Origin of the sequence: Pseudomonas sp. 22490 (assembly GCF_052044465.1) — a bacterium.
GTDB classification, from domain to species: Bacteria; Pseudomonadota; Gammaproteobacteria; order Pseudomonadales; family Pseudomonadaceae; genus Pseudomonas; species Pseudomonas aeruginosa.
In genome coordinates this window covers 189,844-214,327 of sequence record NZ_JBQENS010000003.1, presented here as the reverse complement: position 1 = coordinate 214,327, position 24,484 = coordinate 189,844, and the positions used below count along the sequence as shown (strand labels likewise).

23 protein-coding genes, 1 pseudogene and 3 riboswitches are annotated in these 24,484 nt (G+C 69.6%); of the genes and pseudogenes, 15 read left to right on the top strand and 9 right to left on the bottom strand.

The window, feature by feature from the left end; all coding sequences use genetic code 11:
- Nucleotides 1–26 precede the first annotated feature (26 nt).
- Nucleotides 27–277, bottom strand: a riboswitch (cobalamin riboswitch).
- Between the two features lie 85 nt (nucleotides 278–362).
- From cbiE to ACTJJX_RS05030, 3 genes are read left to right on the top strand one after another with little or no spacing between them, the layout of a single operon-like run.
- Nucleotides 363–1,610, top strand: coding sequence for a precorrin-6y C5,15-methyltransferase (decarboxylating) subunit CbiE (gene cbiE / locus ACTJJX_RS05040; protein ID WP_003114023.1), 1,248 nt, complete (start codon nucleotides 363–365; stop codon nucleotides 1,608–1,610).
- Entirely contained in the window at nucleotides 1,603–2,703 is a 1,101-nt protein-coding gene (locus ACTJJX_RS05035; RefSeq protein WP_003114022.1) for a cobalt-precorrin-5B (C(1))-methyltransferase, read from the top strand. The genes cbiE and ACTJJX_RS05035 overlap by 8 nt, the downstream gene beginning before the upstream one ends.
- Nucleotides 2,700–3,428 carry a cobalt-precorrin-6A reductase gene (locus ACTJJX_RS05030; RefSeq protein WP_015502695.1) on the top strand — a complete coding sequence of 243 codons (729 nt, stop codon included), beginning with the start codon at nucleotides 2,700–2,702 and terminating at the stop codon, nucleotides 3,426–3,428. Before ACTJJX_RS05035 ends, ACTJJX_RS05030 begins: the two co-directional genes overlap by 4 nt.
- 53 nt (nucleotides 3,429–3,481) lie before the next feature.
- On the opposite strand, the gene mntP is transcribed toward ACTJJX_RS05030, so the two are convergent.
- A complete protein-coding gene (gene mntP / locus ACTJJX_RS05025; protein WP_003091017.1) occupies nucleotides 3,482–4,051 on the bottom strand; it encodes a manganese efflux pump MntP in 570 nt (189 codons plus the stop codon).
- Nucleotides 4,052–4,057: 6 nt separating this feature from the next.
- Nucleotides 4,058–4,226: riboswitch (yybP-ykoY riboswitch) on the bottom strand.
- 157 nt (nucleotides 4,227–4,383) lie between these two features.
- Nucleotides 4,384–4,588: riboswitch (cobalamin riboswitch) on the top strand.
- A gap of 99 nt (nucleotides 4,589–4,687) precedes the next feature.
- Here mntP and ACTJJX_RS05020 point away from each other — a divergent pair.
- From ACTJJX_RS05020 to ACTJJX_RS05005, 4 genes are read left to right on the top strand one after another with little or no spacing between them, the layout of a single operon-like run.
- Nucleotides 4,688–6,844 (top strand): TonB-dependent receptor, encoded by a 2,157-nt coding sequence (locus tag ACTJJX_RS05020; protein WP_003452422.1) that lies wholly within the window; start codon nucleotides 4,688–4,690, stop codon nucleotides 6,842–6,844.
- A 52-nt stretch (nucleotides 6,845–6,896) separates the two neighbouring features.
- A complete protein-coding gene (locus ACTJJX_RS05015; RefSeq protein WP_003101422.1) occupies nucleotides 6,897–7,670 on the top strand; it encodes an ABC transporter ATP-binding protein in 774 nt (257 codons plus the stop codon).
- On the top strand, nucleotides 7,667–8,638 hold the full coding sequence (locus ACTJJX_RS05010; protein WP_003101423.1) for an ABC transporter substrate-binding protein: 972 nt from the start codon (nucleotides 7,667–7,669) through the stop codon (nucleotides 8,636–8,638). The genes ACTJJX_RS05015 and ACTJJX_RS05010 overlap by 4 nt, the downstream gene beginning before the upstream one ends.
- Complete coding sequence (locus tag ACTJJX_RS05005) at nucleotides 8,635–9,666, top strand: FecCD family ABC transporter permease (protein WP_016852679.1); 1,032 nt, start codon at nucleotides 8,635–8,637, stop codon at nucleotides 9,664–9,666. The genes ACTJJX_RS05010 and ACTJJX_RS05005 overlap by 4 nt, the downstream gene beginning before the upstream one ends.
- Here the strand turns inward: ACTJJX_RS05005 and ACTJJX_RS05000 are convergent, their stop codons facing one another.
- The 3 genes from ACTJJX_RS05000 to ACTJJX_RS04990 form a co-directional block, all read right to left on the bottom strand.
- Nucleotides 9,667–10,533 carry an MBL fold metallo-hydrolase gene (locus tag ACTJJX_RS05000; protein WP_003101427.1) on the bottom strand — a complete coding sequence of 289 codons (867 nt, stop codon included), beginning with the start codon at nucleotides 10,531–10,533 and terminating at the stop codon, nucleotides 9,667–9,669. It abuts the gene before it with no gap.
- A 119-nt stretch (nucleotides 10,534–10,652) separates the two neighbouring features.
- Nucleotides 10,653–11,246: a LysE family translocator gene (locus ACTJJX_RS04995; protein WP_016852678.1), complete on the bottom strand. Its 594-nt coding sequence runs from the start codon at nucleotides 11,244–11,246 to the stop codon at nucleotides 10,653–10,655.
- Nucleotides 11,247–11,296: 50 nt separating this feature from the next.
- Nucleotides 11,297–12,133: an AraC family transcriptional regulator gene (locus ACTJJX_RS04990; RefSeq protein WP_016852677.1), complete on the bottom strand. Its 837-nt coding sequence runs from the start codon at nucleotides 12,131–12,133 to the stop codon at nucleotides 11,297–11,299.
- A gap of 210 nt (nucleotides 12,134–12,343) precedes the next feature.
- Between ACTJJX_RS04990 and ACTJJX_RS04985 the strand changes: the two genes are divergently transcribed.
- Nucleotides 12,344–13,117 (top strand): SDR family oxidoreductase, encoded by a 774-nt coding sequence (locus ACTJJX_RS04985; RefSeq protein WP_016852676.1) that lies wholly within the window; start codon nucleotides 12,344–12,346, stop codon nucleotides 13,115–13,117.
- Between the two features lie 53 nt (nucleotides 13,118–13,170).
- Entirely contained in the window at nucleotides 13,171–13,428 is a 258-nt protein-coding gene (locus ACTJJX_RS04980; RefSeq protein WP_003091028.1) for a hypothetical protein, read from the top strand.
- A gap of 11 nt (nucleotides 13,429–13,439) precedes the next feature.
- Here ACTJJX_RS04980 and ACTJJX_RS04975 read toward each other — a convergent pair whose 3' ends face one another.
- Nucleotides 13,440–15,068, bottom strand: coding sequence for a methyl-accepting chemotaxis protein (locus ACTJJX_RS04975; protein ID WP_440781895.1), 1,629 nt, complete (start codon nucleotides 15,066–15,068; stop codon nucleotides 13,440–13,442).
- A gap of 84 nt (nucleotides 15,069–15,152) precedes the next feature.
- A complete protein-coding gene (locus ACTJJX_RS04970; RefSeq protein WP_003119833.1) occupies nucleotides 15,153–16,142 on the bottom strand; it encodes a LysR family transcriptional regulator in 990 nt (329 codons plus the stop codon).
- A 100-nt stretch (nucleotides 16,143–16,242) separates the two neighbouring features.
- Here ACTJJX_RS04970 and ACTJJX_RS04965 point away from each other — a divergent pair, with 100 nt between their 5' ends.
- Genes ACTJJX_RS04965 through ACTJJX_RS04945 form a run of 5 tightly spaced genes read left to right on the top strand, consistent with a single transcriptional unit; the run spans nucleotide 16,243 to nucleotide 20,500 of the window.
- Nucleotides 16,243–17,412 carry a M20 aminoacylase family protein gene (locus ACTJJX_RS04965; RefSeq protein WP_003114014.1) on the top strand — a complete coding sequence of 390 codons (1,170 nt, stop codon included), beginning with the start codon at nucleotides 16,243–16,245 and terminating at the stop codon, nucleotides 17,410–17,412.
- Between the two features lie 59 nt (nucleotides 17,413–17,471).
- Nucleotides 17,472–18,257 carry an ABC transporter substrate-binding protein gene (locus tag ACTJJX_RS04960; protein ID WP_003114013.1) on the top strand — a complete coding sequence of 262 codons (786 nt, stop codon included), beginning with the start codon at nucleotides 17,472–17,474 and terminating at the stop codon, nucleotides 18,255–18,257.
- A gap of 55 nt (nucleotides 18,258–18,312) precedes the next feature.
- The gene (locus ACTJJX_RS04955) at nucleotides 18,313–19,002 is read left to right on the top strand and encodes an ABC transporter permease (RefSeq protein ID WP_003091034.1); all 690 of its coding nucleotides are present in this window, start codon (nucleotides 18,313–18,315) and stop codon (nucleotides 19,000–19,002) included.
- Nucleotides 18,999–19,712, top strand: a complete 714-nt coding sequence (locus ACTJJX_RS04950) for an ABC transporter permease (RefSeq protein WP_003091035.1) — start codon at nucleotides 18,999–19,001, stop codon at nucleotides 19,710–19,712. Before ACTJJX_RS04955 ends, ACTJJX_RS04950 begins: the two co-directional genes overlap by 4 nt.
- Nucleotides 19,713–19,732: 20 nt before the next feature.
- The gene (locus tag ACTJJX_RS04945) at nucleotides 19,733–20,500 is read left to right on the top strand and encodes an ABC transporter ATP-binding protein (RefSeq protein WP_003091036.1); all 768 of its coding nucleotides are present in this window, start codon (nucleotides 19,733–19,735) and stop codon (nucleotides 20,498–20,500) included.
- A 9-nt stretch (nucleotides 20,501–20,509) separates the two neighbouring features.
- Here the strand turns inward: ACTJJX_RS04945 and ACTJJX_RS04940 are convergent.
- Nucleotides 20,510–20,722: pseudogene (locus tag ACTJJX_RS04940) on the bottom strand (GNAT family N-acetyltransferase); the annotation flags it as partial.
- Nucleotides 20,723–20,821: 99 nt separating this feature from the next.
- Here ACTJJX_RS04940 and ACTJJX_RS04935 point away from each other — a divergent pair.
- Nucleotides 20,822–22,153 carry an esterase/lipase family protein gene (locus tag ACTJJX_RS04935; RefSeq protein WP_003101445.1) on the top strand — a complete coding sequence of 444 codons (1,332 nt, stop codon included), beginning with the start codon at nucleotides 20,822–20,824 and terminating at the stop codon, nucleotides 22,151–22,153.
- A 50-nt stretch (nucleotides 22,154–22,203) separates the two neighbouring features.
- On the opposite strand, the gene ACTJJX_RS04930 is transcribed toward ACTJJX_RS04935, so the two are convergent.
- On the bottom strand, nucleotides 22,204–23,712 hold the full coding sequence (locus tag ACTJJX_RS04930; protein WP_016852675.1) for a PA2928 family protein: 1,509 nt from the start codon (nucleotides 23,710–23,712) through the stop codon (nucleotides 22,204–22,206).
- Between the two features lie 122 nt (nucleotides 23,713–23,834).
- On the bottom strand, nucleotides 23,835–24,449 hold the full coding sequence (locus tag ACTJJX_RS04925) for a LysE family transporter (RefSeq protein ID WP_003114008.1): 615 nt from the start codon (nucleotides 24,447–24,449) through the stop codon (nucleotides 23,835–23,837).
- Nucleotides 24,450–24,484 lie beyond the last annotated feature (35 nt).

Here is a 24,484-nt window from a genome sequence, read left to right as displayed (position 1 = left end):
CGGTACACCCCGCCCGATGTTGGCACTCGCGACTGGTTTCGGCGGCAGGTCTCCTGGCTCGCAGCCCGGCGTTCCACCCGGGGGAGGAACCTCCGCTTCGCGCCGCCTTCCCGGTAATCCAGTGGCGAATGGCGCGAATACAGGCTGCATACAGTTGCGGGGGCAGCCACGGCTAGGCCCGGGCTTCGAAAAGACCGCGGCTCCGTGTTCCCTCTTCGGCCCTCGTTGGCCCCGCGCTAACGCGAAAGGGCCGGGCACCGACGAACGCGCTATTATGCCGCCCAGCCCGGGGCCGGGAAAACCCATTCCGTCCGGAAGCCGTCGCGGGCCCTTCACAGACGCATTTCAGGAGTATCGGAACCGTGTCATCGGCAGACTCGACGCCGCCCTGGCTGACCCTGGTGGGCATCGGCGAGGACGGTTATCCCGGCCTCGGCAAGCAGGCCCGGCGTGCCCTGCTGCAAGCCAGCCGGATCGTCGGCGCGGCGCGCCAGCTGGAACTGCTGCCGCCGTGCATCGGCGCCGCCCGCGAAACCTGGCCGACGCCGTTCTCCCTGGAACCATTGCTGGCCCGGCGCGGCCAGCCGACCTGCGTGCTGGCCAGCGGCGACCCGATGCTGTTCGGCGTCGGCGCCAGTCTCGCCCGGCAACTGCCGGCGACCGAACTGCGGGTCCTGCCGGCGCCCTCCTCCCTCTCGCTGGCCGCCGCCCGCCTCGGCTGGGCCCTGCAGGAGGTCGCCTGCCTGTCGCTGGTGGCGCGCCCGCTGGCGGCGCTGCAGGCACAGGTCCACGACGGCCGGCGCCTGCTGGTCCTCAGCAACGACGGCGACAGCCCGGCCGCCATCGCCCGCCTGTTGAACGCCCGTGGCTTCGGCGCCAGTCGCCTGAGCGTGCTGGAACACCTCGGCGGGCCGCTCGAGCGCCGTCTCGACGGCCTCGCCGGCGACTGGTCGCTGCCGCGCGCCGCCGATCTCAACCTGGTGGCGGTGGAATGCCGCGCCGGCGCCGGCGCCGTGCGCCTGCCGCTGACCCCGGGCCTGGCCGACGAAGCCTATCGCCACGACGGCCAGTTGACCAAGCGCGACGTCCGCGCCGTGACCCTGGCGCGCCTGGCGCCCTGCCCCGGCGAGCTGCTCTGGGACGTCGGCGCCGGTTGCGGCTCCATCGGCATCGAATGGATGCGCGCGCACCCCAGTTGCCGGGCGATCGCCATCGAAGCCAACGACGAGCGCCAGGAACATATCCGCCACAACCGCGACGCCCTCGGCGTACCGACCCTGCACCTGGTCGCCGGCAGCGCCCCGGAGGCGCTGCTTGAACTGCCCGAGCCGGACGCCATCTTCATCGGCGGCGGAGTCACCGCCGAGGGCGTGCTGGAAACCTGCTGGGAGCGCCTGCGGCCCGGCGGCCGCCTGCTCGCCAACGCGGTCACCCTGCAGAGCGAACGGGTGCTGCTCGACTGGCAGCAACGCCTGGGTGGCGACCTCACCCGCCTCGGCGTCGCCCACGCGCGACCGCTGGGCGGTTTCGACACCTGGCGCCAGGCCTTGCCGATCACCCTGCTGGAATTGCGCAAGCCCGCCGCCAGGAAGCCTCCCCGCGATGCGTGAGGAAACCCCCGAGCAGCCCGCGCCGTTGCGCAGCGGCTACACCACCGGCAGTTGCGCCACCGCCACCAGCCTGGCGGCGGCGCGCCTGCTGCTGGGCGGCACGATCAGCGACGCGGTGCAGATCGTCCTGCCCAAGGGCCAGCAGGTGCTGATGCGCCTGGAATTCTGCCGCGCCTGGGAAAACGGCGCGGAAGCCGGCACCCTCAAGGATGCCGGCGACGATCCCGACGTCACCCATGGCGCCCTGGTGTTCGCCCGGGTGCGCCTGAGCGCCGAGCCTGGCGTGCGCTTCCATGCCGGCCCCGGGGTCGGTACGGTGACCCGCCCGGGGCTGACCCTGGCGGTCGGCGAGCCGGCGATCAATCCGGTGCCGCGACAGATGATCGAACGCCACCTCGCCCAGCTCGCCGCCGAACGGGGCTACGCCGGCGGCTTCGAGGTCGCCATCGGCGTGGAGGGCGGCGCCGAGCTGGCGCTGAAGACCATGAACCCGCGCCTGGGCATCCTCGGCGGGCTGTCGATCCTCGGCACCAGCGGCATCGTCCGGCCGTTCTCCTGCTCGGCCTATATCGCCTCGATCCATCAGGGCATCGATGTCGCTCGCGCCAACGGCGTCCGTCACATCGCCGCCTGTACCGGCAACGCCAGCGAGGACGCCATGCGCCGGCGCTATGCACTGCCGGAGATCGCCCTGATCGAGATGGGCGACTTCGCCGGCGCGGTGCTCAAGCACCTGCGCAGGGCGCCGGTGGAAAAGCTCAGCCTGTGCGGCGGCTTCGGCAAGATCAGCAAGCTCGCCGGCGGCCACCTCGACCTGCACAGCCGCCATTCCAGCATCGACCTGCCGCAATTGGCCGGCTGGGCCGCCGCGCTCGGTGCCAGCACCGCGCTACAGGACAGCATGCGCGCCGCCAACACCAGCCAGCAGGCGCTGGCCCAGGCACACGCCGAAGGCGTGGCCCTGGGCGATGCGGTCTGCGCCCACGCCCTGCGCTTCGCCCGCGGCATCGTGCCCACCGAGGTGGCGCTGGAAGTCTTCGCCATCGACCGCCAGGGCAACCTGGTCGGCCAGGCCTGCGAGGAGCGCCGATGAAGCGCCTGTTGCTGCTCGGCGGGATCGGTGAGGCCCTGGCCCTCGCCCGCCGGCTCGGTCCGGCGCATCTCTACAGCCTCGCCGGGCTGGGCAAGGTGCCCGGCGACCTGGCCTGCCGGGTCCGGGTCGGCGGCTACGGCGGCGCCGAAGGGCTGGCGGCGTTCATCGACGAGCAGGGCTTCGACCTGCTGGTGGACGCCACCCACCCCTACGCCGCACGGATCAGCCGGAACGCCGTGCGCGCCGCGCGACTGGCCGGAGTGCCCTGCTGGGCGCTGCGCCGGCCCGGCTGGCAGGCCGGGCCCGGAGACGACTGGCGCGAGGTAGCCGACTGGCGCGAGCTGATCGCCGCCCTCGCACCCTTCCGCCGTCCGCTGTTCACCCTCGGCCGCGAACCGCTGGAGCATCTCGGCCAGGTCCCGCCGCACCAGCACTGGACCGTGCGCTGCCTGCAAGGCCAGCCGGCTGCGCCGCGCGCCGAGGTGATCGGCGCGCGCGGGCCGTTCAGCCTGGATGGCGAACGGGCGTTGTTCGAGCGCCTCGCCTGCGACGTGCTGGTGAGCAAGAACAGCGGTAGCCAGGCCACCGAGCCGAAGCTCCAGGTGGCGCGGGAAATGGGCCTGCCGGTGCTGGTCCTGGCACGTCCGGCGCTGCCGCCGGCGGACCGCGAGTTCGCCGACGGCGAGGCGCTGCTGGCGGCAATCCGCGATTGGGAAAGCGCCTGAAGCGAACGCCCACCCACTCGCCGCGACCTGTCCCGCCCCGTCTCCGATGCCGCTCACGCCGCGCTGAGATGCTCGTAGAGAATGGTCGCACCGACCAGGATCAGCACCACCCCGCCGACCATCTCCGCGCGCTTGCCGGTCACTGCGCCGAGCGCCCGGCCGAGCATGGTGCCGAGGGTGACCATGGTCATGGTGGCCAGGCCAATGGCACCGGCGGCGAGGAAGATGTTGACATCGACGAAGGCCAGGCCGACGCCCACCGCCAGCGCGTCGATGCTGGTGGCCAGCGCCGTCACCGCGAGAATCCAGAACGAATGCTGGCCGGGCTTTTCCTGTTCCGTCGCATGATCCGCGCGCAGGCCGTTGTGGATCATGTGCAGGCCGAGCAGCACCAGCAGGACGAAGGCGATCCAGTGGTCCCAGTCGGCGACGAACTGGCTGGCGGCCTGGCCAAGCAGCCAGCCGACCAGAGGGGTGATCGCCTCGATCACGCCGAAGATTATCCCGGTGCGCAGCGCCTCCGACAGGCGCGGCCGATCCAGGCTGGAGCCCTTGCCGATGGCCGCGGCGAAGGCATCGGTGGACATGGCGAAGGCGAGGAAGATCAGGGAAACGGGATTCACGCGGATACTCCAGCCGGGCATGAGTCAACGACATGACCCCGCGGCCCGGCTTTGGCGCAGGAATGTCGTTGGTCTCACCAATCCGGTTGGATGCGCTGGCCATGGCAGGTTGCCAAGAATGTTGACCAGCGCGCCGTCAACGGGTGACGGCAGGCTACTCCCCAAGGAAGGCCGGCAGCATAGCAGACCGGCGTGAAGAAAATGTGATGACCCGGGAAGCTGCGCCAGGGCGTGGGGTCCGGCGAAGAAAGACTGCACAAGCGAATTGTTATAGTATAACATTTTATTCAATCCAGATCGTTCAAGGCTTGACTGGAAACGGTGCGGATGTTCCCATCCGGCCCGTTCCAGGTGCCTCCTGCCGCCGCGCAGGAGGTGAAACGGGAAGCCGGTGCGTCACTTCAGTGATCAGTCCGGCGCTGCCCCCGCAACGGTAAGCGAGCGAAATCCTCTTCAGGCCACTGTGCTCCAGCATGGGAAGGCGAGGATTTCACGACCCTCGCAAGCCCGGAGACCGGCCTGCAACGCCCTGTTGGCACACCCGCGGTGGGCGGGAGCGAGCCGGTTGTTCGAGGCGCTGTCGCGCCTGCGATTTCCTGCGCGTTCCGTCCTGCCCGGTCATGAGATGGAACGCCCATGCCCCGCTTCAGCCGTTTGCGCACCGAGCCTTTCGCCCTCGGCCTCTCCACCAGCCTGCTGCTGGTACCGCCCGCCCTCGCCGAAACCGAGGAAGCCGCCCTCGCCCTGCCCAGCCAGTTGGTCAGCGTTCGCCAGGATCCCGCCGAACTCGACCACATCGACCTCGCCACTCCGGTCAGTGCCGGTTCGCGCCTGGGCCTCAGCGCCCTGGACACCCCGGCGAGCACCAGCAGCATCAGCGGCGAGGAAGTTCGCCGACGCAACAACCCCAGCGTCCAGGCCGCCGTTACCCGCAGTCCCGGCATCAGCTTCATCGGCACCCCCGGAGATGGCGGTACCGGCCTCTCGGCGCGCGGCTTCAGCGGCCATGCATCGGTGATGCAACTGTTCGACGGCACGCGCCTGTACACCGGCATGGGCACGGTGAACTTCCCCAGCGATCCGTGGATGGTCGAGCGCATCGACGTGATCCGCGGCCCGGCCTCGGTGCTGTACGGCGAAGGCGCCACCGGCGCGGTGATCAACGTGGTGCCGAAGAAGCCTTTCGCCGGCGAGATCCGCAACCACCTGCGCCTCGGCTACGGCTCCTACGACAACCGCCAGTTGGCCCTGGACAGCGGCGGCTCGCTGACCGACAGCCTCAGCTACCGGCTCAACCTGAACCAGCAGCAGAGCCACGGCTGGATCGACCGTGGCGACTCGCGCAACCTGGGCATCAGCGCGGCGTTGCGCTGGCAGGCCAGCGACGATCTGGCCTTCACCCTCGCCCACGACTATGGCGACCAGGAGCCGATGAACGACTTCGGCACCCCGCTGGTCGGCGGCAAGTACCACAAGCGCCTGCGCGAGAAGAACTACAACGTGCGCAACGACGTGCAGCGCTACAACGACCAGTGGACCCGCCTGACCAGCGACTGGAGCCTTTCCGACAGCGTCACCGCGAGCAACCAGTTGTACTACATCAAGGCCCGCCGCCACTGGCGCAACGCCGAAACCTACGAATGGGACGTCCCGCGCGAAGAGCTGTTGCGCAGGGACTACCTGCGCATCAGCCACGAGCAGGAGCAGATCGGAGACCGCCAGACCTTCGCCTTCCAGCACGCCCTGTTCGGCCTCGACAGCCGCACCCTGGTCGGCGCCGAGTACAACCGCATCCGCTTCCGCCTGAGCAACAACTCGCCCTATACCGATGTCGGCGGCGACTACATCGACCCCTGGCATCCCGCGCCCGGCTACTTCGAAAGCCGCTCGCCCTACCGGCCGCACTCGCGCAGCCAGACCCGCACCTTCGCCCTGTTCGCCGAGAACCGCCTGCAGCTCAACGAGCGCCTGTCGCTGGTGACCGGGGTGCGCCGCGACCAGAACCATATCGACCGCGACGACCTGCGCGCCGGCACCCGCAGCGACCGCAGCCTGCAGGGCGGCAACTGGCGCGCCGGGATGGTCTTCGCGCTGACCCCGGAACTGTCGCTGTACGGCCAGTACTCCACCAGCGAGGACGGTGTGAGCAACCTGATCACCCTCAACGCGGCCCAGCAGCAGATGGACCTGACCCACTCGAAGCAGACCGAGGTCGGCCTCAAGCAGCTGTTCCCGGACGGTCGCGGCGAATGGACCCTGGCCGCCTACCATATCGTCAAGAAGAAGCTGCTCAGCGCCAACCCGCTGCCGCCGCACGACGCGCAGCAGGTCGGCCAGCAGAGTTCGGACGGCCTGGAGGCCAGCCTGGAACTGAACCTGGCCCAGGACTGGCGGCTGTCGGCGAACGCCGCGCTGGTGCGTGCCGAATACGACGACTTCGACGAAACGATCGACGGGCAGACCTACTCGCGCAACGGCAACCGCCCCAGGAACGTGCCACGGCGCACCGCCAACCTCTGGCTGGACAAGTCCTTCGCCGAGACCCTGCGCGTCGGCGCCGGGCTGCGCTACGTCGACCGGCGCTACGCCGACGCCGCCAACCAGGCCAGCCTGCCCGGCTACACGGTGGTCGACGCCAACCTGGGCTGGCGGGTACGGCCGGACCTGACCCTCGGCCTTGAGCTGTACAACCTGTTCGACCGCCAGTACGCCCTGGCTGACAACAACAACGGCCAGCAATGGATCATGGGCCAGCCGCGCTCGTTCAACGTCACCGCCGACTTCAGTTTCTGAAGCCGGCGCCGCGGCAATCGTCTCTGCTGAACCACCGGACCTGCGAGTAGCCATGTCGTCCCTTCACCTCGATGCCCTGCACTGGTCGCCCGACGCCTCCACCGAGTTGCTGCGCGGCGTGCATCTGGAAGTCCCGGCCGGCAGTTTCGTCGGCCTGATCGGCCCCAACGGCAGCGGCAAGACCAGCCTGCTGCGCTGCGCCTTCCGCTATGCGCGACCGCAGCGCGGCCGGGTGGTGCTCGACGGCGACGACCTCTGGCGCCAGCCGCCGCGCTGGGCCGCCCGGCGTATCGCGGTGGTGTTGCAGGAGTTCCCCGAGGACTTCGGCCTTGCCGTCGAGGACGTGGTCGCCATGGGCCGCACGCCGCACAAGGGCCTGTTCGACGGCCACGGCGCGGACGACCGCCAGCGGGTCCGCCAGGCGCTGCTCCAGGTCGGTCTCGAAGGGCGTGCCGCGAGCCCCTTCGCCAGCCTCTCCGGTGGCGAGAAGCAGCGCGCCCTGCTGGCTCGCGCGCTGGTTCAGGAGCCGCGCCTGCTGATCCTCGACGAACCGACCAACCACCTCGACCCGCGCTACCAGCTGGAGCTTCTGCGCCTGCTGCGCAGCCTCGGCCTGAGCACCCTGGCGAGCTTCCATGACCTCAATCTGGCGGCGGCCTTCTGCGACCGCCTCTACGTGCTCGACGGCGGCCGCATCGTCGCCCAGGGCACGCCGACCGAGGTGCTCGACGCCGACCTGCTGTGGCGGGTATTCGGCGTCCGCGCCCTGGTCGACCGCCACCCCCTCGCCGACCACCCGCGCCTGACCTGGATTACCCAAGCATGAAGCACCCGATCCTGCACCACCTGCTGCTCGGCGCCCTGCTCGCCTGCGCCGATGCCGCGCTGGCCGAGCGCTACCCGCTCAGCGTGCGCAGCTGCGAGCGCGAAGTGACGTTCGAGCGCGCGCCGTCGCGCGCAGTCAGCCACGACATCAACCTCACCGAGATGATGGTCGCCCTCGGTCTGCAAACGCGCATGGTCGGCTATACCGGCATCAGCGGCTGGTGGAAGAATGCCGATCCCGGATTGATCGCCGCGCTCAAGCCGCTGCCCGAGCTGGTGGCGCGCTACCCCACGGCGGAAACCCTGCTCGATGTCGACGCCGACTTCTTCTTCGCCGGTTGGGGCTACGGCATGCGCGTCGGCGGCGACCTCACTCCGGCCAGCCTGGAGCCGCTGGGGGTGAAGGTCTACGAGCTGAGCGAATCCTGCGCGCAGATCGGCGAGCCGCGCCGCGCCAGCCTCGACGAGCTGTACCGCGACCTGCGCAACCTGGGGCGGATCTTCGACGTCGAACCGCGCGCCGAGCGCCTGGTCGCCAGCCTCCAGGCACGCATCGAGCGCGCCCGCGCCGGCATCCCGGCGAACGCCGAGGCGCCGCGGGTGTTCCTCTACGACAGCGGCGAGGACCGCCCCTTCACCTCTGGCCGCCTGGGCATGCCGCAGGCGCTGATCGAGGCCGCCGGCGGCCGCAGCGTGACCGACGACGTGGCGGCCAGTTGGACCCAGGTCAACTGGGAAAGCGTGGTCGCCCGCGATCCGCAGGTCATCGTCATCGTCGACTACGGCGAGACCAGCGCCGCGCAGAAGCAGCGCTTCCTCGAAGAGAACCCGGCGCTGCGCAGCCTGACCGCGATCCGCGAGCGACGCTTCATCGTCCTGCCCTATAACCAGGCCACGCCGGGCATCGGCAACGCCGCGGCGATAGAAACCCTGGTCGCCGGCCTCCACCCTCGGGCGCCACGTCCATGACCCTGTTCCGCAGCCCTCGCGCCTATTGCCTGTTGCTGGGCGGCCTGGTCATGTTGCTCGGCCTGTCCTGCGTGGTCGCCCTCGGCTTCGGTCCGGCGCGACTGGACAGCGGCCTGGTCGGCCGCATCGTCCTCCAGCGCCTGTTCGGCGTGGCGGCGGAGCCCGGTGCCTGGAGCGCCGGCCAGGAGCACATCGTCTGGCTGATCCGCGCCCCACGGGTACTGCTCGGCGCCTGCGTCGGCGCCGGCCTGGCGCTGGTGGGAGCGGCCCTGCAGGCGGTCACGCGCAATCCGCTGGCCGATCCGCACCTGCTCGGCGCCACCTCCGGCGCGACCCTCGGCGCGGTGTTGGTGGTGCTCTACATCGGCGAGGTGATCGGCCTGCTGACCCTGCCGCTGGCGGCCTTCCTCGGCGCCCTCGGCAGCATGCTGCTGGTGCTCGGCGTGGCCAGTCGCGGCGGCCGCCTGGGCAGCGACCGGCTGTTGCTGGCGGGGGTCGCGGTGTCGTTCGTGCTCCTGGCGCTGGCCAACCTGCTGCTGTTCCTCGGCGACCACCGCGCCGCCTCCTCTGTGCTGTTCTGGATGCTCGGCGGCCTCGGCCTGGCGCGCTGGTCGTTGATCTGGCTGCCGGCGCTGTGCGTGGCCGGCGGCCTGCTGGTACTGCTCGGGCTGGGCCGTGCGCTGAACGCGCTGATGGCCGGCGAACAGACCGCCGTGACCCTCGGCCTGGACGCCCGTCGCGTACGCCTGTGGGTCTTCGTCTGCTGCTCGCTGCTGACCGGCGTGCTGGTCTCGGTGAGCGGCGCCATCGGCTTCGTCGGTCTCATGCTGCCGCACGCCGCGCGCCTGCTGGTGGGTGCCGAGCACCGCCGACTGCTGCCGGTGTGCGCCCTGCTCGGCGCGCTGTTCCTGGTCTGGATGGATGTCGCCGCGCGCACCCTGATCGCCCCCCAGGACCTGCCCATCGGCATCGCCACCGCGGCCATCGGCGGGCTGTTCTTCATTCTCCTGCTGCGTCGCCGCAGCTGATCAGAACAGATCCAGCGGGATCTTCAGGTAACGCACCCCGTTGCCTTCCACCGGCGGCAGGTTGCCGCCGCGCATGTTGACCTGGATCGCCGGCAGCATCAGGGTCGGCATGCCGAGGGTGGCATCGCGCTGCTGGCGCATGGCGACGAACGCCTCCTCGTCGACGCCTTCGCGGACGTGCACGTTGTGCCGGCGCTGCTCGCCGACGCTGGTTTCGCAGCGGTGCTCGTCGCGGCCGGGAGCCGTGTAGTCGTGGCACATGAACAGGCGGGTCGCGTCGGGTAGCGCGAACAGGCGCTGGATCGAGCGATACAGCTGGCGCGCGTCGCCGCCGGGGAAATCGCAGCGGGCGGTGCCGTAGTCGGGCATGAACAGGGTATCGCCGACGAAGGCGCTGTCGCCGACCAGGTAGGTCATGCACGCCGGGGTATGCCCCGGGGTATGCAGCGCGCGGCATTCCAGGGCGCCGATGCGGAACGACTCGCCGTCCTCGAACAGGTGCTCGAACTGGCGGCCGTCCACCGGGAACGCCTCGCCGAGGTTGAACAGGCCGGAGAATTTCGCCTGCACCTGGGTGATTCGCGCGCCGATGGCCAGGCACCCGCCCAGTTCGCGCTGCAGGAAGATGGCCGCCGACAGGTGGTCGGCGTGCACGTGGGTCTCCAGCAGCCATTCCACCTGCAGGTCGTGCTGGCGAACGTGGGCGATCAGGCGTTCGGCGCTGGCATGGCTGGTGCGCCCGGCGGCCGGGTCGTAGTCGAGCACCGGGTCGACGATGGCGCAGGCGCGGCTGGACGGGTCGCGCACCACGTAGCTGTAGGTGGAGGTGGCCGGGTCGAAGAAGGCAGTGATGTCGGGTTTCAACATGGAGGTTCCTTGCGCGGCGTGCTGACGGCGACCGCGCCATGGCTACGGATCGTCCCACCATAGCCAACCCGGGCCCGGCGTACCAACCCACAGGTTTGTCAGGAAGCTACCGGACCGCCTCAGAGCAGCAGGGCGGCCCAGGCCGATGCCAGCAACAACAGCGCCATGCCCTGGTTGAAGCGTTTCATCAGCGACGGCGAGCGCAGCAGCCGCGCGCTGCCGACGCCGAGCAAGGCCCAACTGGCCAGGCACGGCAGCGAAACCAGGAAGAACAGCAATGCCAGCAGGCCGATCCGCCCGGCCTGTCCGGCGCCTTCCCCGGCGAACAGTGCCAGCGCGGCGAGGGCCATCATCCAGGCCTTGGGATTGACCAGTTGCAACGCCGCGCCGCCGAGCACGCCGAGGCGCCGCGGCGGCTGCGCGCCGTCGATGCCGCCCGCGCTGCGGAACAGGCTCCAGGCCAGGTAGCTGAGCCAGCCGACGCCGAGCCAGGCGAGCCCCTGCTGGAGCAGCGGATGGCGTCGCAGCAACTCGCCCAGGCCGAGCCCGAGCAGCAGGATCAGCGCCGCCACCGCCGCGCAGGCGCCGAGCACGATCGGCCAGGCGGCGGCCAGGCCGTGGCGCTGGCTGTTGCTCAGGACCAGGATGTTGGTCGGTCCGGGGGTGATCGAGGCGACGACGGCGAACAGCAGGAAGGGCACGAGGGATTGCATGGACGGGCTCCTGTGGCGGGGGAGCCTTCATCCTGGCGACGCGCCGGGCCTCAGTCTGGAAGCTGGGTGCACTGCCGGCGGTAGGCCGCCGGGGTCATCCCGTAGGCGCGCCGGAACCAGCGGCCGAGATGGCTCTGGTCGGCGAAACCGAGAGCGCTGGCGAGGTCCGCCGGTTGCCCGCCGACAGCGAGCATCTGCCGCGCCTTGGCCAGGCGCAACTGGACCAGGTAGGCGTAGGGTGGCAAGCCGTAGGCGGCCTTGAATGCACGGTTCAGGCGGAAGCGGTCGGTGCCGCAGGCGCTGGCCAGCTCTTCCAGGCCGATGTCCTGGTAGAAGTGCGCATGCAGGTAGTCGCGGGCTTTCTGCGCCACCAGCGGCAGGCGCGGATCGAATGGCTTCGCCTCGCGCCAGCCGAGGTGCACGCGCAGCCGCTCCAGCACCAGCTCCAGGGCGGTCTGCCGCAGCAGTCGCAGCTCGCGGCCATGCAGGACGCGGAAGGCCTGGGCGATGGCCAGGGTCAGGCGCGGGTCTTCGGTGAGGTTGGCGTGGAAGCCGGGGTCGCGGTCGCTGGGCGCATCGTCGAAGGTCGCCCGCAGTTCGCGCCGCAGCCAGTCCGGCTGCAGGTACAGCATCGAGTAGGTGAAGCCGCCGGCGATCGGCGCGCGACCGTCGTGGATCTCCCCCGGTTCGACCAGGAATACCTGGCCGGCGGTGCTGTCGTGTCGGCGTCGGCGGCAGTTGAATTGCTGCACGCCGATCTCGGTGTAGCCGATCAGGTAGCTGTCGTGCCAGTGCGGATCGTAGGCGTGGCCCTCGAAATGGGCGCGCAGGGTCTCGATCCCGGTCTCGGCGTCGCGGGCCAGGTCGATCCAGTCTCGGCTCCCCATCGTGCGTCAGGTCTTCCCACTCGTTGGTTTCGTCGCCGCGACTATAACGCGCCCGTCCCGGGGTTCTAGAAGATTCGTGCAGGCGGCTGCGCTCCTCCGGAGGCGGGAATTGATCGGCGTTTCTGGACAATCTATCCAGGCCGCCGCGATTACTCCGCAAGGCCGCCCTCCCTAGACTGGGTTCTCCACTCACCGCAGGAGAAACACCCCATGGTCGACCACTCCATCAAAGGCAAGACCGTCCTCATCACCGGCGGCGCCAAGAACCTGGGCGGGCTGATCGCCCGTGATCTCGCCGCCCACGGCGCGAAGGCGATCGCCATCCACTACAACAGCGCCGCGAGCAAGGCCGATGCCGACGCCACCGTCGCCGCGCTGCAGGCAGCCGGAGCCAAGGCGGTAGCGCTGCAGGGCGATCTCACCAGCGCCGCGGCCATGGAAAAGCTGTTCGCCGACGCCATCGCCGCGGTGGGCAAGCCGGACATCGCCATCAACACCGTCGGCAAGGTGCTGAAGAAACCCATCACCGAGATCAGCGAGACCGAATACGACGAGATGAGCGCGGTCAATTCCAAGTCTGCGTTCTTCTTCCTGCGCGAAGCCGGCAAGCACGTCAACGACAACGGCAAGATCTGCACCCTGGTGACCTCCCTGCTTGGCGCCTATACCCCGTACTACGCCGCCTATGCCGGCACCAAGGCGCCGGTGGAGCACTTCACCCGCGCCGCCTCCAAGGAATTCGGCGCGCGCGGCATCTCGGTCACCGCGGTCGGCCCGGGTCCGATGGACACGCCCTTCTTCTATCCCGCCGAGGGCGCCGACGCGGTGGCCTACCACAAGACCGCAGCGGCGCTGTCGCCCTTCTCCAGGACCGGCCTGACCGACATCGAGGACGTGGTGCCGTTCATCCGCCACCTGGTCAGCGAAGGCTGGTGGATCACCGGCCAAACCATCCTCATCAACGGCGGCTACACCACCAAGTGACCCAGCGTCCCGGTCGCCGCCACGGCGACCGGCACCTGTCCGGGAAAGACCCCATGCACGTGACCCTGGTAATCGCCGGCGGGATCATCCTGCTCGGCCTGTTCCTGCTCTTCGGCGAACTCTGGGAGGCCGGGCCGGCGCCCGCTGCCGGCCTGTTCCTGCCGACCTGGCTGGCCGTCGCGCTGGTCAACCTGTGGGTCGGCGTCCAGCACGCCGGCTACGGCTTGCGCGAAGAACTGCCAATCCTGCTGCTGGTCTTCCTGGTCCCGGCGGCCCTGGCCGGCGTAGCGATCTGGCTGGCGCCGCGCTAGGCGGCGGCGCTTCAGACGCGGAAACGCCCGACCAGCCGCGCCAGTTCCGAGGACAGCTCGGACAGCCGGCGGCTGGCCCCGGTGCCCTGCTCCGAATGTTCCGCCGCCTGGGCGGAAAGCTCGCGCACCTCGCTGATGTTGCGGGCGATTTCGTCGATCACCCGGCTCTGCTCCTCGCAGGCCGAGGCGATCTGCGCGGCGAGGTCGTTGATCCGCCCCACCGCGTCGCCGGTGGCGGCCAGCACGCCGTCGACCCCGGCGGCGCGCTCGACGCTGTCGCGCGCCTTGAGACTGCCCGACTGCATGGCCCGCACGGCGTTCTGCACCCCGGCCTGGAGGCGCTCGATGCGCGCCTGGATGTCCTTGGTCGAATCCTGGGTGCGCGCCGCAAGCGCCCGCACCTCGTCGGCCACCACGGCGAAACCGCGACCCTGCTCGCCGGCCCGCGCGGCTTCGATGGCGGCGTTGAGGGCGAGCAGGTTGGTCTGTTCGGCGATGCCCTTGATCACCGTCAGCACCGCGTCGATGCTGGCGGTTTCCTGGGCCAGTTGCTGGATGCTCTCGGAACTGCTCTCCACTTCCTGCGCCAACTGGCGGATCACCTCGATGGTCGCTTCCACCACGTTGGCGCCCTCGCGCGCCTGCCGGCGGGCGTCATCGGCCACCTGCGCGGCGCTCTGGGCATTGCGCGCCACCTCGTGGACGGCGCTGCTCATCTGCGTCGCGGCGGTGCTGACCTGGTCCACCGATGCGTGCTCGCTGTTGATCAGACGATCGTTGGCGGCGGTCATGCCGGCCAGCGAACCGGCGGAATCGGCGACCTCGCCGGTGACCCGGCCGACCTCGCGGATCAGCGGCTGCAACTTGTCGAGGAAGGCGTTGAAGGCGCTGCCGAGGCGGCCGGGTTCGTCGCGCGAAGTGACCTCCAGGCGCACGCGCAGGTCGCCATCGCCGTTGGCGATCTCTTCCAGGCGTTGCAGCAGACGCTGCAACGGACGGGTCACCAGGCCGGGGAACACCAGCACCAGCGACAGGCACACCAGCAGGCCGAACGCCACCAGCGCCACCTGCTGCCAGCGGTGGCGCTCGCCCAGCGCGGAGGACGCCTCGCNCGCGGCCGCCTCTTCCATCTCGTCGAGCTGGTTGATCACCTCGCGCATCGCCCCGAACTGGCGATCGCTGTCACCGTAGCTGAGCTGCGCCGCGGCGCTCGGATCGCTGGCCGCCAGGCTCAGCACCCGCGCCGAGGTCGCGCTCCAGAGGGCATAGCCGCGCTCGAACTCGGCGACCTTGGCCAGTTCCGCCTCGCCCGGCTGCATCGCCGCGTACTGGCGCACCCGATCCAGGGCCTGCTGCAGGTTTTCCGCGTGATCGTCCCTCAGGCCGGCGATCTGCTCGGCGCTCAGGTGGCCCTCGAGCAGGCTGCGCTCGGCGACGAAGGCCTGGTAGAGATCGCGGTCGGCGTTGAGTAGCAGGGCGATGCCGGGGAGAAAACGCTTGCCCAGGCGCTGGTTGGACTCGTTCAGCTGGGCGATGCCATGCACGCCGAGCGCGCCCACCAGCAGCAGAAGCACCGCCAGCAGGAGGATCGGCAGGGCGATTTTCCTGCGGAACGACAGGTTAGCGAACCATTGCAGCATGCCGGCATCCTCGCTCGTGGCTTTCCAGGCTATCGGTCGCAGCACGACCGATCTTGAGCGACCGTACGTCCGTGCCAGTAGGAATCAGACTAGCAGGCGCAGGGTTTCGAACAGGCGCCGGTCATCCTTCTTCGCCGAGCGGGCGTGGCGGCGGATCACCTGCAGCAGGCACTCGACGAAGCATTGCGCCGGATTGCTGAGGGCTCCGCCGCGCCGGGTGATGATGCCCAGCCGTCGTGGCTCGAAGGTTTCCCGCAGCGCCAGCGGCACCACCCGGCCGAGCAACGGCGGGGCGGCGCCTATGATCGCCGGCACCCAGGTGCACATGTCGGCCTGCTCCACCAGGGTCTGCAGGATCGCCACGGAGTGCGCGCGGACGATGCGCCGCTCGTCGATCAAGGCGCCGTGGCGCCAGAACAACTCGCGCATCAGGGCGTCGTGGCCGTCGCCGGTGTAGTTCAACGCCCAGTCCTGTTCCAGCAGCTCGTGGATCGAGCCGCAACCCGCCAGCGGATGCCCCTGGCGGACCAGCACCGCGGTGTCGTAGTCGAGCAGCTTCTCGCAGGCGAACTCCTGGGCCGCCTGGGCGCCGTGCAGCGGGCCGATGGCGAAATCCATGCTGCCGTCGCGAAGCAATGGCTGGGCCACCGCCATCAGGCTTTCGAAAAGCTCCAGGCGCACCTCCGGCATGCGCTCGCGGAACGCCTGCACCGCCTCCGAGAGGAAGGTCAGCGCCACCCAAGGCGTCACCCCGATGCACAGCCGGCCGCTGGCCTGGCCACGCAGGTGGTCGAGTTCGACCTGCGCGTGCTCCAGTTGCTTGAGCACCAGCCGGGCGTGGATCAGCAGCGCCTTGCCGTATTCGGTGAAGGTCAGGCCGCTGGGCGTGCGGACGAACAGCGGCAGATGCTGTTCGGTTTCCAGTTCGCGCAGCGCGCGGGTCACGGCCGCCTGGGAAATCCCCAGGACGCGGGCGGCGGCGCGGATGCCGCCGGCGTCGGCACTGGCGACCAGGGCTTGCAACTGGTGGAGTTTCACGGGCTTACCGAGGTGACAACGAAAGGTTGTCATCATAGCCAAAGCGAGCCTCCCCGCCAGTCCCCCGCTTGCCTACCATCGGCTTCGACAACGCCCCGCCGCCCACCGGTCGGAGCCCTTGAGGAGAACAAGAAGAATGACCGAGCCTGCCGTCCTGCCCGCCATCGCGGCGCTGCGGGAAGAGATGGTTACCTTGCGCCGCCATATCCATGCCCACCCGGAGTTGGGTTTCGAGGAACGGCGAACCGCCGCGCTGGTCGCCGAATGCCTGGAGGCCTGGGGCTACCAGGTCAGCCGTGGAGTGGGTCGCACCGGCGTGGTCGGCACCCTGTGCCGCGGCGAGGGCCCAGCGCTGGGCCTGCGCGCCGACATGGACGCGCTACCGATCCAGGAAGCCACCGGCCTGCCCTACGCCAGCCAGGTGGACGGCGTGATGCACGCCTGCGGCCACGACGGCCACACCGCGATGCTCCTCGCCGCAGCCAGGCACCTGGTCGAGTCGCCGCACTGGCGCGGCACCCTGCAACTGATCTTCCAGCCTGCCGAAGAGGGCCTCGGCGGTGCCCGCGCGATGCTCGACGACGGGCTGCTGGAGCGCTTCCCCTGCGACGCCATCTTCGCCATGCACAACGTCCCGGGATACCCCGTCGGCCACCTCGGCTTCCATCCCGGCCCCTTCATGGCCTCGGCCGATACCGTGGTCATCCGCGTGATCGGCAGTGGCGGCCACGGCGCGGTGCCGCAGCGCACCGTCGACCCGGTGGTGGTCTGCTCCGCCATCGTGCTGGCCTTGCAGAGCATCGTCTCGCGCAACGTCGACCCGCAGGACACCGCGATCGTCAGCGTCGGCGCGATCCATGCCGGGACGGTCTCCAACGTGATCCCGGCCAGCGCCGAAATGATCCTCAGCGTCCGGGCCCTGACCGCGGAAACCCGTGCCCTGCTGGAGCGCCGCATCGGCGAACTGGCCCGCGGCCAGGCCGCCAGCTTCGGCGCGCGGGCGGAGGTCGACTACCGGCATTGCCATCCGGTGCTGGTCAACCATCCCGGGCAGACCGCGTTCGCCCGCGAGGTGGCCCGCGACTGGCTGGGCGAGGAATGCCTGATCGACGGACTGCGGCCGTTCACCGCCAGCGAGGATTTCGCCTTCATCCTCGAACGCTGTCCCGGCAGCTACCTGGTGATCGGCAATGGCCAGGGCGAGAGCGGCTGCCAGTTGCACAACCCCGGCTACGACTTCAACGACGACTGCCTGGCCGTCGGCGCCAGCTACTGGGTGCGACTGGCCGAGCGCTTCCTGGCCTGAGCCAGGGTTTTCAACGGGCGCGCGGCCTGGCGCGCGCGGATCGACAGAGGACAACCACAATGACAAGAACCCTCGGCAGCATCGCCCTCTCCCTCCTCCTCGCCGCACCGGCCGGCGCCGCCGACTGGACCGGCAAGGTCCTGCGCCTGGGCGTCGACCCGACCTACCCGCCGCTCGAATACAAGCAGCCGGACGGCCGCCTGGCAGGCTTCGGCATCGAGATCGGCGAAGCCCTCTGCGCGGAGCTGCGAGCCCGCTGCGAATGGGTCGAAAGCAACTGGGACGGCATCATCCCGGCGCTGCTGTCGCGCAAGATCGACGCCATCGTCTCGTCGATGACCATCACGCCGAAACGCGCACAGCACATCGCCTTCACCGACCGCGTCTCCAACGCGCCGAGCCGCCTGGTGGTACGCCGTGGCTCGGCGCTCCTGCCCGACGCCGAGAGCCTGCGCGGCAAGCGCGTGGGGGTCGGCCAGGGCTCCAACCAGGAGGCCTACGCCAAGGCCGAATGGGCCGCCAAGGGGGTGCGGGTCGTCTCCTACCAGAACCAGGACCAGGTCTACGCCGACCTCGTCATGGGCCGCCTCGACGCCTCGCTGCAAGGCGCGGTGCAGGCCAGCTACGGCTTCCTCGACAAGCCGGTCGGCAAGGATTTCGAACTGGCCGGAGCGGTGCTGGACGACCCTCGCTACTTCGGGGTCGGCGACGGCATCGGCCTGCGCAAGGAGGACGTGGCGCTGCGCGAGGACCTGAACAAGGCGCTGGCGACGATCCGCGCCAACGGAACCTACGCGCGAATCAACGCCCGCTACTTCGACTTCGACCTCTACGGCACGCCCTGAACGGCGTCCGGCCGCTTTTCACCTCGACCGACAACAACAAGCAATGGAGAGTGAAATGTTCCTCGACGGCTTCGGCCCGCAGATACTCGCCGGCACCCTGGTGACCCTGAAGCTGGCGCTGGGCTCCCTGCTCGGCGCCGTGCTCATCGGCCTCCTCGGCGCCAGCGCCAAGCTCGCCGCCAACCGCCCGCTGCGCGCCCTGGCCAGCGGCTATACGACGCTGATCCGCAGCGTCCCCGACCTGGTCATCATGCTGTTGCTGTTCTTCAGCCTGCAGATCCTCCTCAACCGCGTCACCGACGCCCTCGGCATCGGCCAGGTCGACATCGACCCGTTCGCCGCCGGCTGCGTCACCCTGGCGTTCATCTATGGCGCCTACTTCACGGAAACCTTCCGCGGCGCCTTCCAGGCGGTCCCGGCCGGCCAGGTCGAAGCCGCGCAAGCCTACGGCATGGGGCGCTGGCGAGTGTTCCGCCGGGTACTCCTGCCGCAGATGCTGCGCTACGCCCTGCCGGGCATCGGCAACAACTGGCAGGTGCTGGTCAAGTCCACCGCGCTGGTCTCGATCATCGGCCTCGGCGACCTGGTCAAGGCCACCCAGGACGCTGGCAAGGGCACCCTGCAGTTCTTCCACTTCACCCTGGTCTGCGGGCTGATCTACCTGGCCATCACCGCAATCTCCAACGCCGCGCTGCTGTGGCTGGAGCGGCGCAGCTCGCTGGGCGTCAGGAGGCCGCTGCCATGAACGCGGTACTCGACGAATACTGGCAGGCCTACCTGTGGACCGACGGCCTGCAACTGACCGGACTGGCGATGACCCTGTGGCTGCTGATCCTCGCCGTGGCGCTTGGCTTCCTGCTGGCCATCCCGCTGGCGGTGGCGCGGACCTGCGGCAACCCGCTGCTGCGCTACCCGGTCTGGCTCTACACCTACGTGTTCCGCGGCACCCCGCTGTACATCCAGTTGCTGTTCTTCTACACCGGCGTCTACAGCCTGAATGCCATACGCGCCCAGGACTTTCTCAACGCGTTCTTCCGCGACGGCTTCAACTGCACGGTACTGGCCTTCGTCCTCAACACCTGCGCCTACATGACGGAAATCTTCGCCGGCGCGATCAGGAACACGCCCCACGGCGAAGTGGAAGCGGCGCGCGCCTACGGCATGGGCGGCTTCACCCTCTACCGGCGCATCGTCCTGCCCTCGGCGCTGCGCCGGGCACTGCCGTACTTCAGCAACGAAGTGATCCTGATGCTGCATTCCACCTCGGTGGCGTTCACCGCCACCGTACCGGACCTGCTCAAGGTGGCCCGCGACGTCAATTCCGCCACCTATGCGCCGTTCCTGTCCTTCGGCATCGCCGGCGCGCTCTACGCCGGCACCGCCTTCCTGCTGATCTGGCTGTTCCGCCGCGGCGAGCTGCGCTGGCTGGCCTACCTCAGACCGCAAACCCACTGACCTCTCCCGGAGACACGCGCATGTACAGCCTGCAGGTCGAAGACATCCACAAGCGCTACGGCAGCCATGAGGTGCTCAGGGGCGTTTCGCTCAGGGCCGGCAAGGGAGACGTGATCAGCATCATCGGCTCCTCCGGCTCGGGCAAAAGCACCTTCCTGCGCTGCGTCAACTTCCTGGAAAAGCCCTGTGCCGGGCGCATCCGCGTCGGCGACGAGGAACTGCGCACCCGTCCCGGCGCCCTGGGCGAGCTGCGCGCCGCCGATCCCCGGCAGTTGCAGAGGATCCGCAGCCGGCTGGCGATGGTCTTCCAGCATTTCAACCTGTGGAGCCACCTGACGGTGCTGGAGAACGTGGTCGAGTGCCCGGTCAACGTCCTGAGAATGAACCGCGACGACGCCGTGGCCCGCGCGCGCCACTACCTGGCCAAGGTCGGCCTGGCGGAGAAGGTCGAACGGCAGTATCCCTGCGAACTCTCCGGCGGCCAGCAACAGCGCGTGGCGATCGCCCGCGCCCTGGCCATGGAGCCGCAGGTGATGCTGTTCGACGAACCGACCTCGGCGCTCGATCCGGAACTGGTCGGCGAAGTGCTGAAAGTCATGCAGCAGTTGGCCGAGGAAGGTCGCACCATGGTCCTGGTCACCCACGAGATGGCCTTCGCCCGCCAGGTTTCCAGCCATGTGATCTTCCTCCACCAGGGCGTGATCGAAGAGCAAGGGACGCCGGACCAGGTGTTCGGCGCGCCGCGCAGCGAGCGCCTGCGCCAGTTCCTCGCCGGCAACCTGAAATGAGTCCGGGGCTCAGCGCGACGGCGCGAGGAAACGCACGAAGACCAGCTCCGGATCACCTTCGTCGAGGTTGTCGATCACCCCGCTCGGCTGGAATCCCTCGCGCTCCAGCAGGCGCCGCATCGGCAGGTTGGAGCGGTTGCAGGAAGTGAACAGGCGGTCGCCGCGACAGTCGTCCCGCGCCTGCCGCAGCAACGCGCTGGCGATGCCGCGCCGGCGGCAGTCGGGGGCGACCGCCGCATCCTAGACGTTTTCACAGGTCAGGGCACGTCGCCGCGGCGCATGATCTATAGTCGCCCGGATCAGCCCCAGAGGATGCCGGACATGCCCCGTTCGATCGTCATCGTCCACGGCTGGAGCGACGATTCGAAGTCGTTCCGCCGCCTCGCCGAGCAGCTGGAAGCCTGGTTCGGCAGCGCGCCGACGCAGATCCGCCTCGCCGACTGGATCTCCCTGCAGGACGACGTCACCTACGCCGACCTCGCCGCCGCCCTGGATCGCGCCTGGACCGCCCAGGGGCTGTCGCGGGCACCGCGCACGGTTGACGTGGTGGTGCACAGCACCGGCGCCCTGGTGCTGCGCGACTGGCTGACCCGCCACTTCGACCCCGCCAGCGCGCCGGTCAAGCGCTTCCTGATGCTCGCCCCGGCCAACTTCGGCTCGCCGCTGGCGCACAAGGGACGCTCCTTCATCGGTCGCGTACTGAAAGGCTGGAACCGCTTCGTCGGGCAGACCGGCACCCAGGTGCTGAAGGGACTGGAGCTGGGCTCGCCGTACTCCTGGCAACTCGCCGAGCGCGACCTGTTCGGCGCCGAGGCCTGGTACGGCGCCGGCCGCCTGCTCGCCACGGTGCTGGTGGGCAATGCCGGCTACAGCGGCGTCGAAGCCATCGCCAACGAAGCCGGCGGCGACGGCACGGTGCGGATCGCCACGGCGAACCTCAACGCCTGCCGCCTGAGCCTCGAACTGGATGTCCGCCAGCGCGCCAGGCCCGGCTGGCGCCTGGAAGAATCGCGCGGCGAGATCGCCTTCGCCATCGTCGACGGCGAGAACCACGCCAGCGTGGCGCTGAAGGACCGCGGACCGAAGAACCCGCATACCCTGGAGCTGATCCGCGCCGCGCTGGAGGTCGAGGACGCCGATTACCGGAGCAGCGGCGCAAGCTTCCCCTGGCAGCGCCGCATCGATCAGCTCGACCCCGGCATCGAGCGCCGCTCGCCGCGCTACCTGAACCTGGTCAGCCACGTCTGCGACGACCTCGACCAGGAGGTGCGCGACTACTTCATCCAGTTCTTCCGCAAGCTGAACAGCGACCGGCGTTTCGAGCAGCGCTTCTACGAGCAGGTCATCGCCGACGTCCATCCCTACGAGGACAACCCCGCCTACCGCTCGCTGTACCTGTCGATCGAGTCCCTCGACGACCTGCTCGCCGGTTTCGCCGTGGACACCCTGTCGCTCAGCGTGTCGGCCCAGCCGCCGTTCGATCCGCCGCGCCAGCCGGTCGGCTATACCGCGGTGGGCCCCGGCGACAGCGAAGGCCTGGCAATTCCGCTGGCGCAGGTGCCGCGCTTCCTCGCAGCCCACCGCACCCTGCTGCTGCGCATCCGCCTGACGCGCCTGGTGGACAGCGGCGTATTCGTCTTCAGGAACCCCTGAATCGGCGCCCGGCCCCCCGCTGGGCAGCCACCAAGGCCGGGCGCAGGCGATCACGGTTGGCCTTCGGGCCACTCGACCCGCTGCAATGGCGCGCCGCCGCGCCCGAGGCGATGGACGATGCCGCTGCCCCGGCGCAGATCGACCCGCACCAACCGCCCGCCTTCCTCTCCACGGCAGCTGAGAAGCAGGTTGTGGGCATCCAGGCGGAACAGCCGCTCGGGACGCTCGATGGGCAGCTCCAGGGTCCAGAGCAAGCTGCCGTCGGCAGACACCGAGCTGAGCAGCAGCTCGCTACGCTCGGCCAGGCTGCGCCGGTGCAGCACCAGCCAGTTGCCGTCGACTCGCCAGGGACGGCGTGCCAACCTGGAATCGCCGCCCGGCAGCGCCGAGGCATAGCGACGGTACAACGCCTCCTCGCGCGTCTGCTCGTCGCGCCGGCGACGGTACTCGGCATCCGCCGCCGCCTCCAGGTCGGCGACCCGTTCCCGCCAGGCATCGTGCGCGGCAATCCAGCGTCGCCGTTCCTGGCGGTAGGCGTCACGCGCCGCAAGGAACGCACGGGTACTGGGAAAACGCTCCACGCGCTCGTCGAACTCTTCCGGCGGCTGCGGCTCGGGCGGCAGCGACGGATGCTGGCGCTGCCGCTCGGACGGTCGATCGAGCAGCCGCTGCGGCTCTTCGGCAGCGGCTGGATCGGGCAGCAGGCCAGCCTGCAGGAAGGCCGCGTCGAGCAGCGGACGCAGTCGATTCTCCGCCGGCGACCGCCAATCCAGGGTGCCCAGTGACAGGCGCTGGCGTCGCGCCCGTTGGTTCGCTGCCGGCAGCGCCTCGCCACGCTCCAGCGCTCGGGCCTCGTGATCGCTGGCGAGGATCAGCAGGCGTCCGTCGGGCAGGCGCGTCAGGCCCGGCGCCTGCCAGTCGATCCCGGCATTCGCCGGCGGCGGCGGGTCGCCGTGGAAATACCGCGCGGCATCGATTTCCGGAGCTTCGCGCAGGGCCAGGCTGTCGCCGTCGAGGAACCAGACGCGGCCGTCCAGCGCGAGCATCAGCAATCCGCCCCGGCCTTCGTCGTAGCGATAGGCGTCCTTCCCCCAAGGCGCCGACTTCAACGGCAGGCCGCCAGTGCGCCGCTCCAGCTCGTCGAACGCCAGCGCAGGGGCGGCGTCGCGCCGGTCGAGTACGTAGAGTTCGTTGCGCAGGAAGAACAGGTAGCGCGACGACTGGCCCAGCAGTTCGCCGGAACCCCAGTCGTCGCCGCGCTCGTTGTCGGCATCCAGGCGCGCGCTCCAGCGCAGGCTGCCGTCCTCGAGATCGACCACCTGGGCATAGCTGCGGCTGCTGCCGTGCACCACGCCGTTGTCCACTTCGTTGGCGCGATAGTCGTCGAGGGTGAACGCCAGGTAGGAATGGCTCTGTTCCTCGAAGACCAGTTGCGGCCCGCTGAAGCCGGCCTCGTCGTACTGGCCGAGAATGAAATGGATGGCCACCGGCAAACCGACCAGCAGGCCCAGGCCGAGTACCGCCCAGAGGACGGCGAAAAGCGTCGCTCCCTTCTTCATGCAACTCCCATGCGTCCCGCGATCCTGGGACCGTCCCTCAACTGGCGACGGCATGAACGGCGCATTCTAGGGAGCCGCCGGCCTCGCTTCAAAGGCGGCAAGCGGCCATCAGTGGTCCATGCTCATGGGCTTTTCGCCCCCAGCAGGACGCCGAAACCGACCAGCAGGGCGCCGAAGAACTGGTCGATGCGCCGGCGGAAACGCAGGAGCCGGCCGCGCACCGCCGGGCTCGAGAGAAAGCAGGCGACCAGGCCGAACCAGGCCACGTGGGCGAGCGCGATGAAGGCCCCGTAGCCCAGTTGCGCCGGCAACGCGGTATGCGGATCGATCACCTGCATGAACAGGCTGACCACGAACAGGCAGGTCTTCGGATTGAGCGCATTGGTCAGGAAGCCGCTGCGCAACATCGCCCAGGACGAAACCCCGGCGCCGCCCGCCGCCTCCTCCGCCACCGAGTCCTCTCGCGCCAGCAGCATGCGCAGGCCGAGGAACACCAGGTAGGCGGCGCCCGCCAGCTTCAGCGCGGTGAACAGCGCCAGCGACTCGCGCACCAGCACGCCGACGCCGAGGATGCTGTAGCCGACATGTACCGTTACCCCCGCGCCGATGCCCAGCGCGGTGAGCAGGCCGGCGCGGCGGGAATACAGCAGGCTGTTGCGCGAGACCATGGCGAAATCGGCGCCGGGGCTGATCACCGCAAGCACAGTGATGGTCAGGAAAGCTAGCAACTCTGTCATGCCTGGAAGGCTCCAAGGTAGAATGGACGACACAA

What these genes read in the sequence shown, in the direction of transcription:
- ACTJJX_RS05035 (WP_003114022.1), top strand. Translation starts at nt 1,603, where the DNA reads ATGCGTGAGGAAACCCCCGAGCAGCCCGCGCCGTTGCGCAGCGGCTAC.
- ACTJJX_RS05030 (WP_015502695.1), top strand. Translation starts at nt 2,700, where the DNA reads ATGAAGCGCCTGTTGCTGCTCGGCGGGATCGGTGAGGCCCTGGCCCTC.
- ACTJJX_RS05020 (WP_003452422.1), top strand. Translation starts at nt 4,688, where the DNA reads ATGCCCCGCTTCAGCCGTTTGCGCACCGAGCCTTTCGCCCTCGGCCTC.
- ACTJJX_RS05015 (WP_003101422.1), top strand. Translation starts at nt 6,897, where the DNA reads ATGTCGTCCCTTCACCTCGATGCCCTGCACTGGTCGCCCGACGCCTCC.
- ACTJJX_RS05010 (WP_003101423.1), top strand. Translation starts at nt 7,667, where the DNA reads ATGAAGCACCCGATCCTGCACCACCTGCTGCTCGGCGCCCTGCTCGCC.
- ACTJJX_RS05005 (WP_016852679.1), top strand. Translation starts at nt 8,635, where the DNA reads ATGACCCTGTTCCGCAGCCCTCGCGCCTATTGCCTGTTGCTGGGCGGC.
- ACTJJX_RS05000 (WP_003101427.1), bottom strand. Translation starts at nt 10,533, where the DNA reads ATGTTGAAACCCGACATCACTGCCTTCTTCGACCCGGCCACCTCCACC.
- ACTJJX_RS04995 (WP_016852678.1), bottom strand. Translation starts at nt 11,246, where the DNA reads ATGCAATCCCTCGTGCCCTTCCTGCTGTTCGCCGTCGTCGCCTCGATC.
- ACTJJX_RS04990 (WP_016852677.1), bottom strand. Translation starts at nt 12,133, where the DNA reads ATGGGGAGCCGAGACTGGATCGACCTGGCCCGCGACGCCGAGACCGGG.
- ACTJJX_RS04985 (WP_016852676.1), top strand. Translation starts at nt 12,344, where the DNA reads ATGGTCGACCACTCCATCAAAGGCAAGACCGTCCTCATCACCGGCGGC.
- ACTJJX_RS04980 (WP_003091028.1), top strand. Translation starts at nt 13,171, where the DNA reads ATGCACGTGACCCTGGTAATCGCCGGCGGGATCATCCTGCTCGGCCTG.
- ACTJJX_RS04970 (WP_003119833.1), bottom strand. Translation starts at nt 16,142, where the DNA reads ATGATGACAACCTTTCGTTGTCACCTCGGTAAGCCCGTGAAACTCCAC.
- ACTJJX_RS04965 (WP_003114014.1), top strand. Translation starts at nt 16,243, where the DNA reads ATGACCGAGCCTGCCGTCCTGCCCGCCATCGCGGCGCTGCGGGAAGAG.
- ACTJJX_RS04960 (WP_003114013.1), top strand. Translation starts at nt 17,472, where the DNA reads ATGACAAGAACCCTCGGCAGCATCGCCCTCTCCCTCCTCCTCGCCGCA.
- ACTJJX_RS04955 (WP_003091034.1), top strand. Translation starts at nt 18,313, where the DNA reads ATGTTCCTCGACGGCTTCGGCCCGCAGATACTCGCCGGCACCCTGGTG.
- ACTJJX_RS04950 (WP_003091035.1), top strand. Translation starts at nt 18,999, where the DNA reads ATGAACGCGGTACTCGACGAATACTGGCAGGCCTACCTGTGGACCGAC.
- ACTJJX_RS04945 (WP_003091036.1), top strand. Translation starts at nt 19,733, where the DNA reads ATGTACAGCCTGCAGGTCGAAGACATCCACAAGCGCTACGGCAGCCAT.
- ACTJJX_RS04935 (WP_003101445.1), top strand. Translation starts at nt 20,822, where the DNA reads ATGCCCCGTTCGATCGTCATCGTCCACGGCTGGAGCGACGATTCGAAG.
- ACTJJX_RS04930 (WP_016852675.1), bottom strand. Translation starts at nt 23,712, where the DNA reads ATGAAGAAGGGAGCGACGCTTTTCGCCGTCCTCTGGGCGGTACTCGGC.
- ACTJJX_RS04925 (WP_003114008.1), bottom strand. Translation starts at nt 24,449, where the DNA reads ATGACAGAGTTGCTAGCTTTCCTGACCATCACTGTGCTTGCGGTGATC.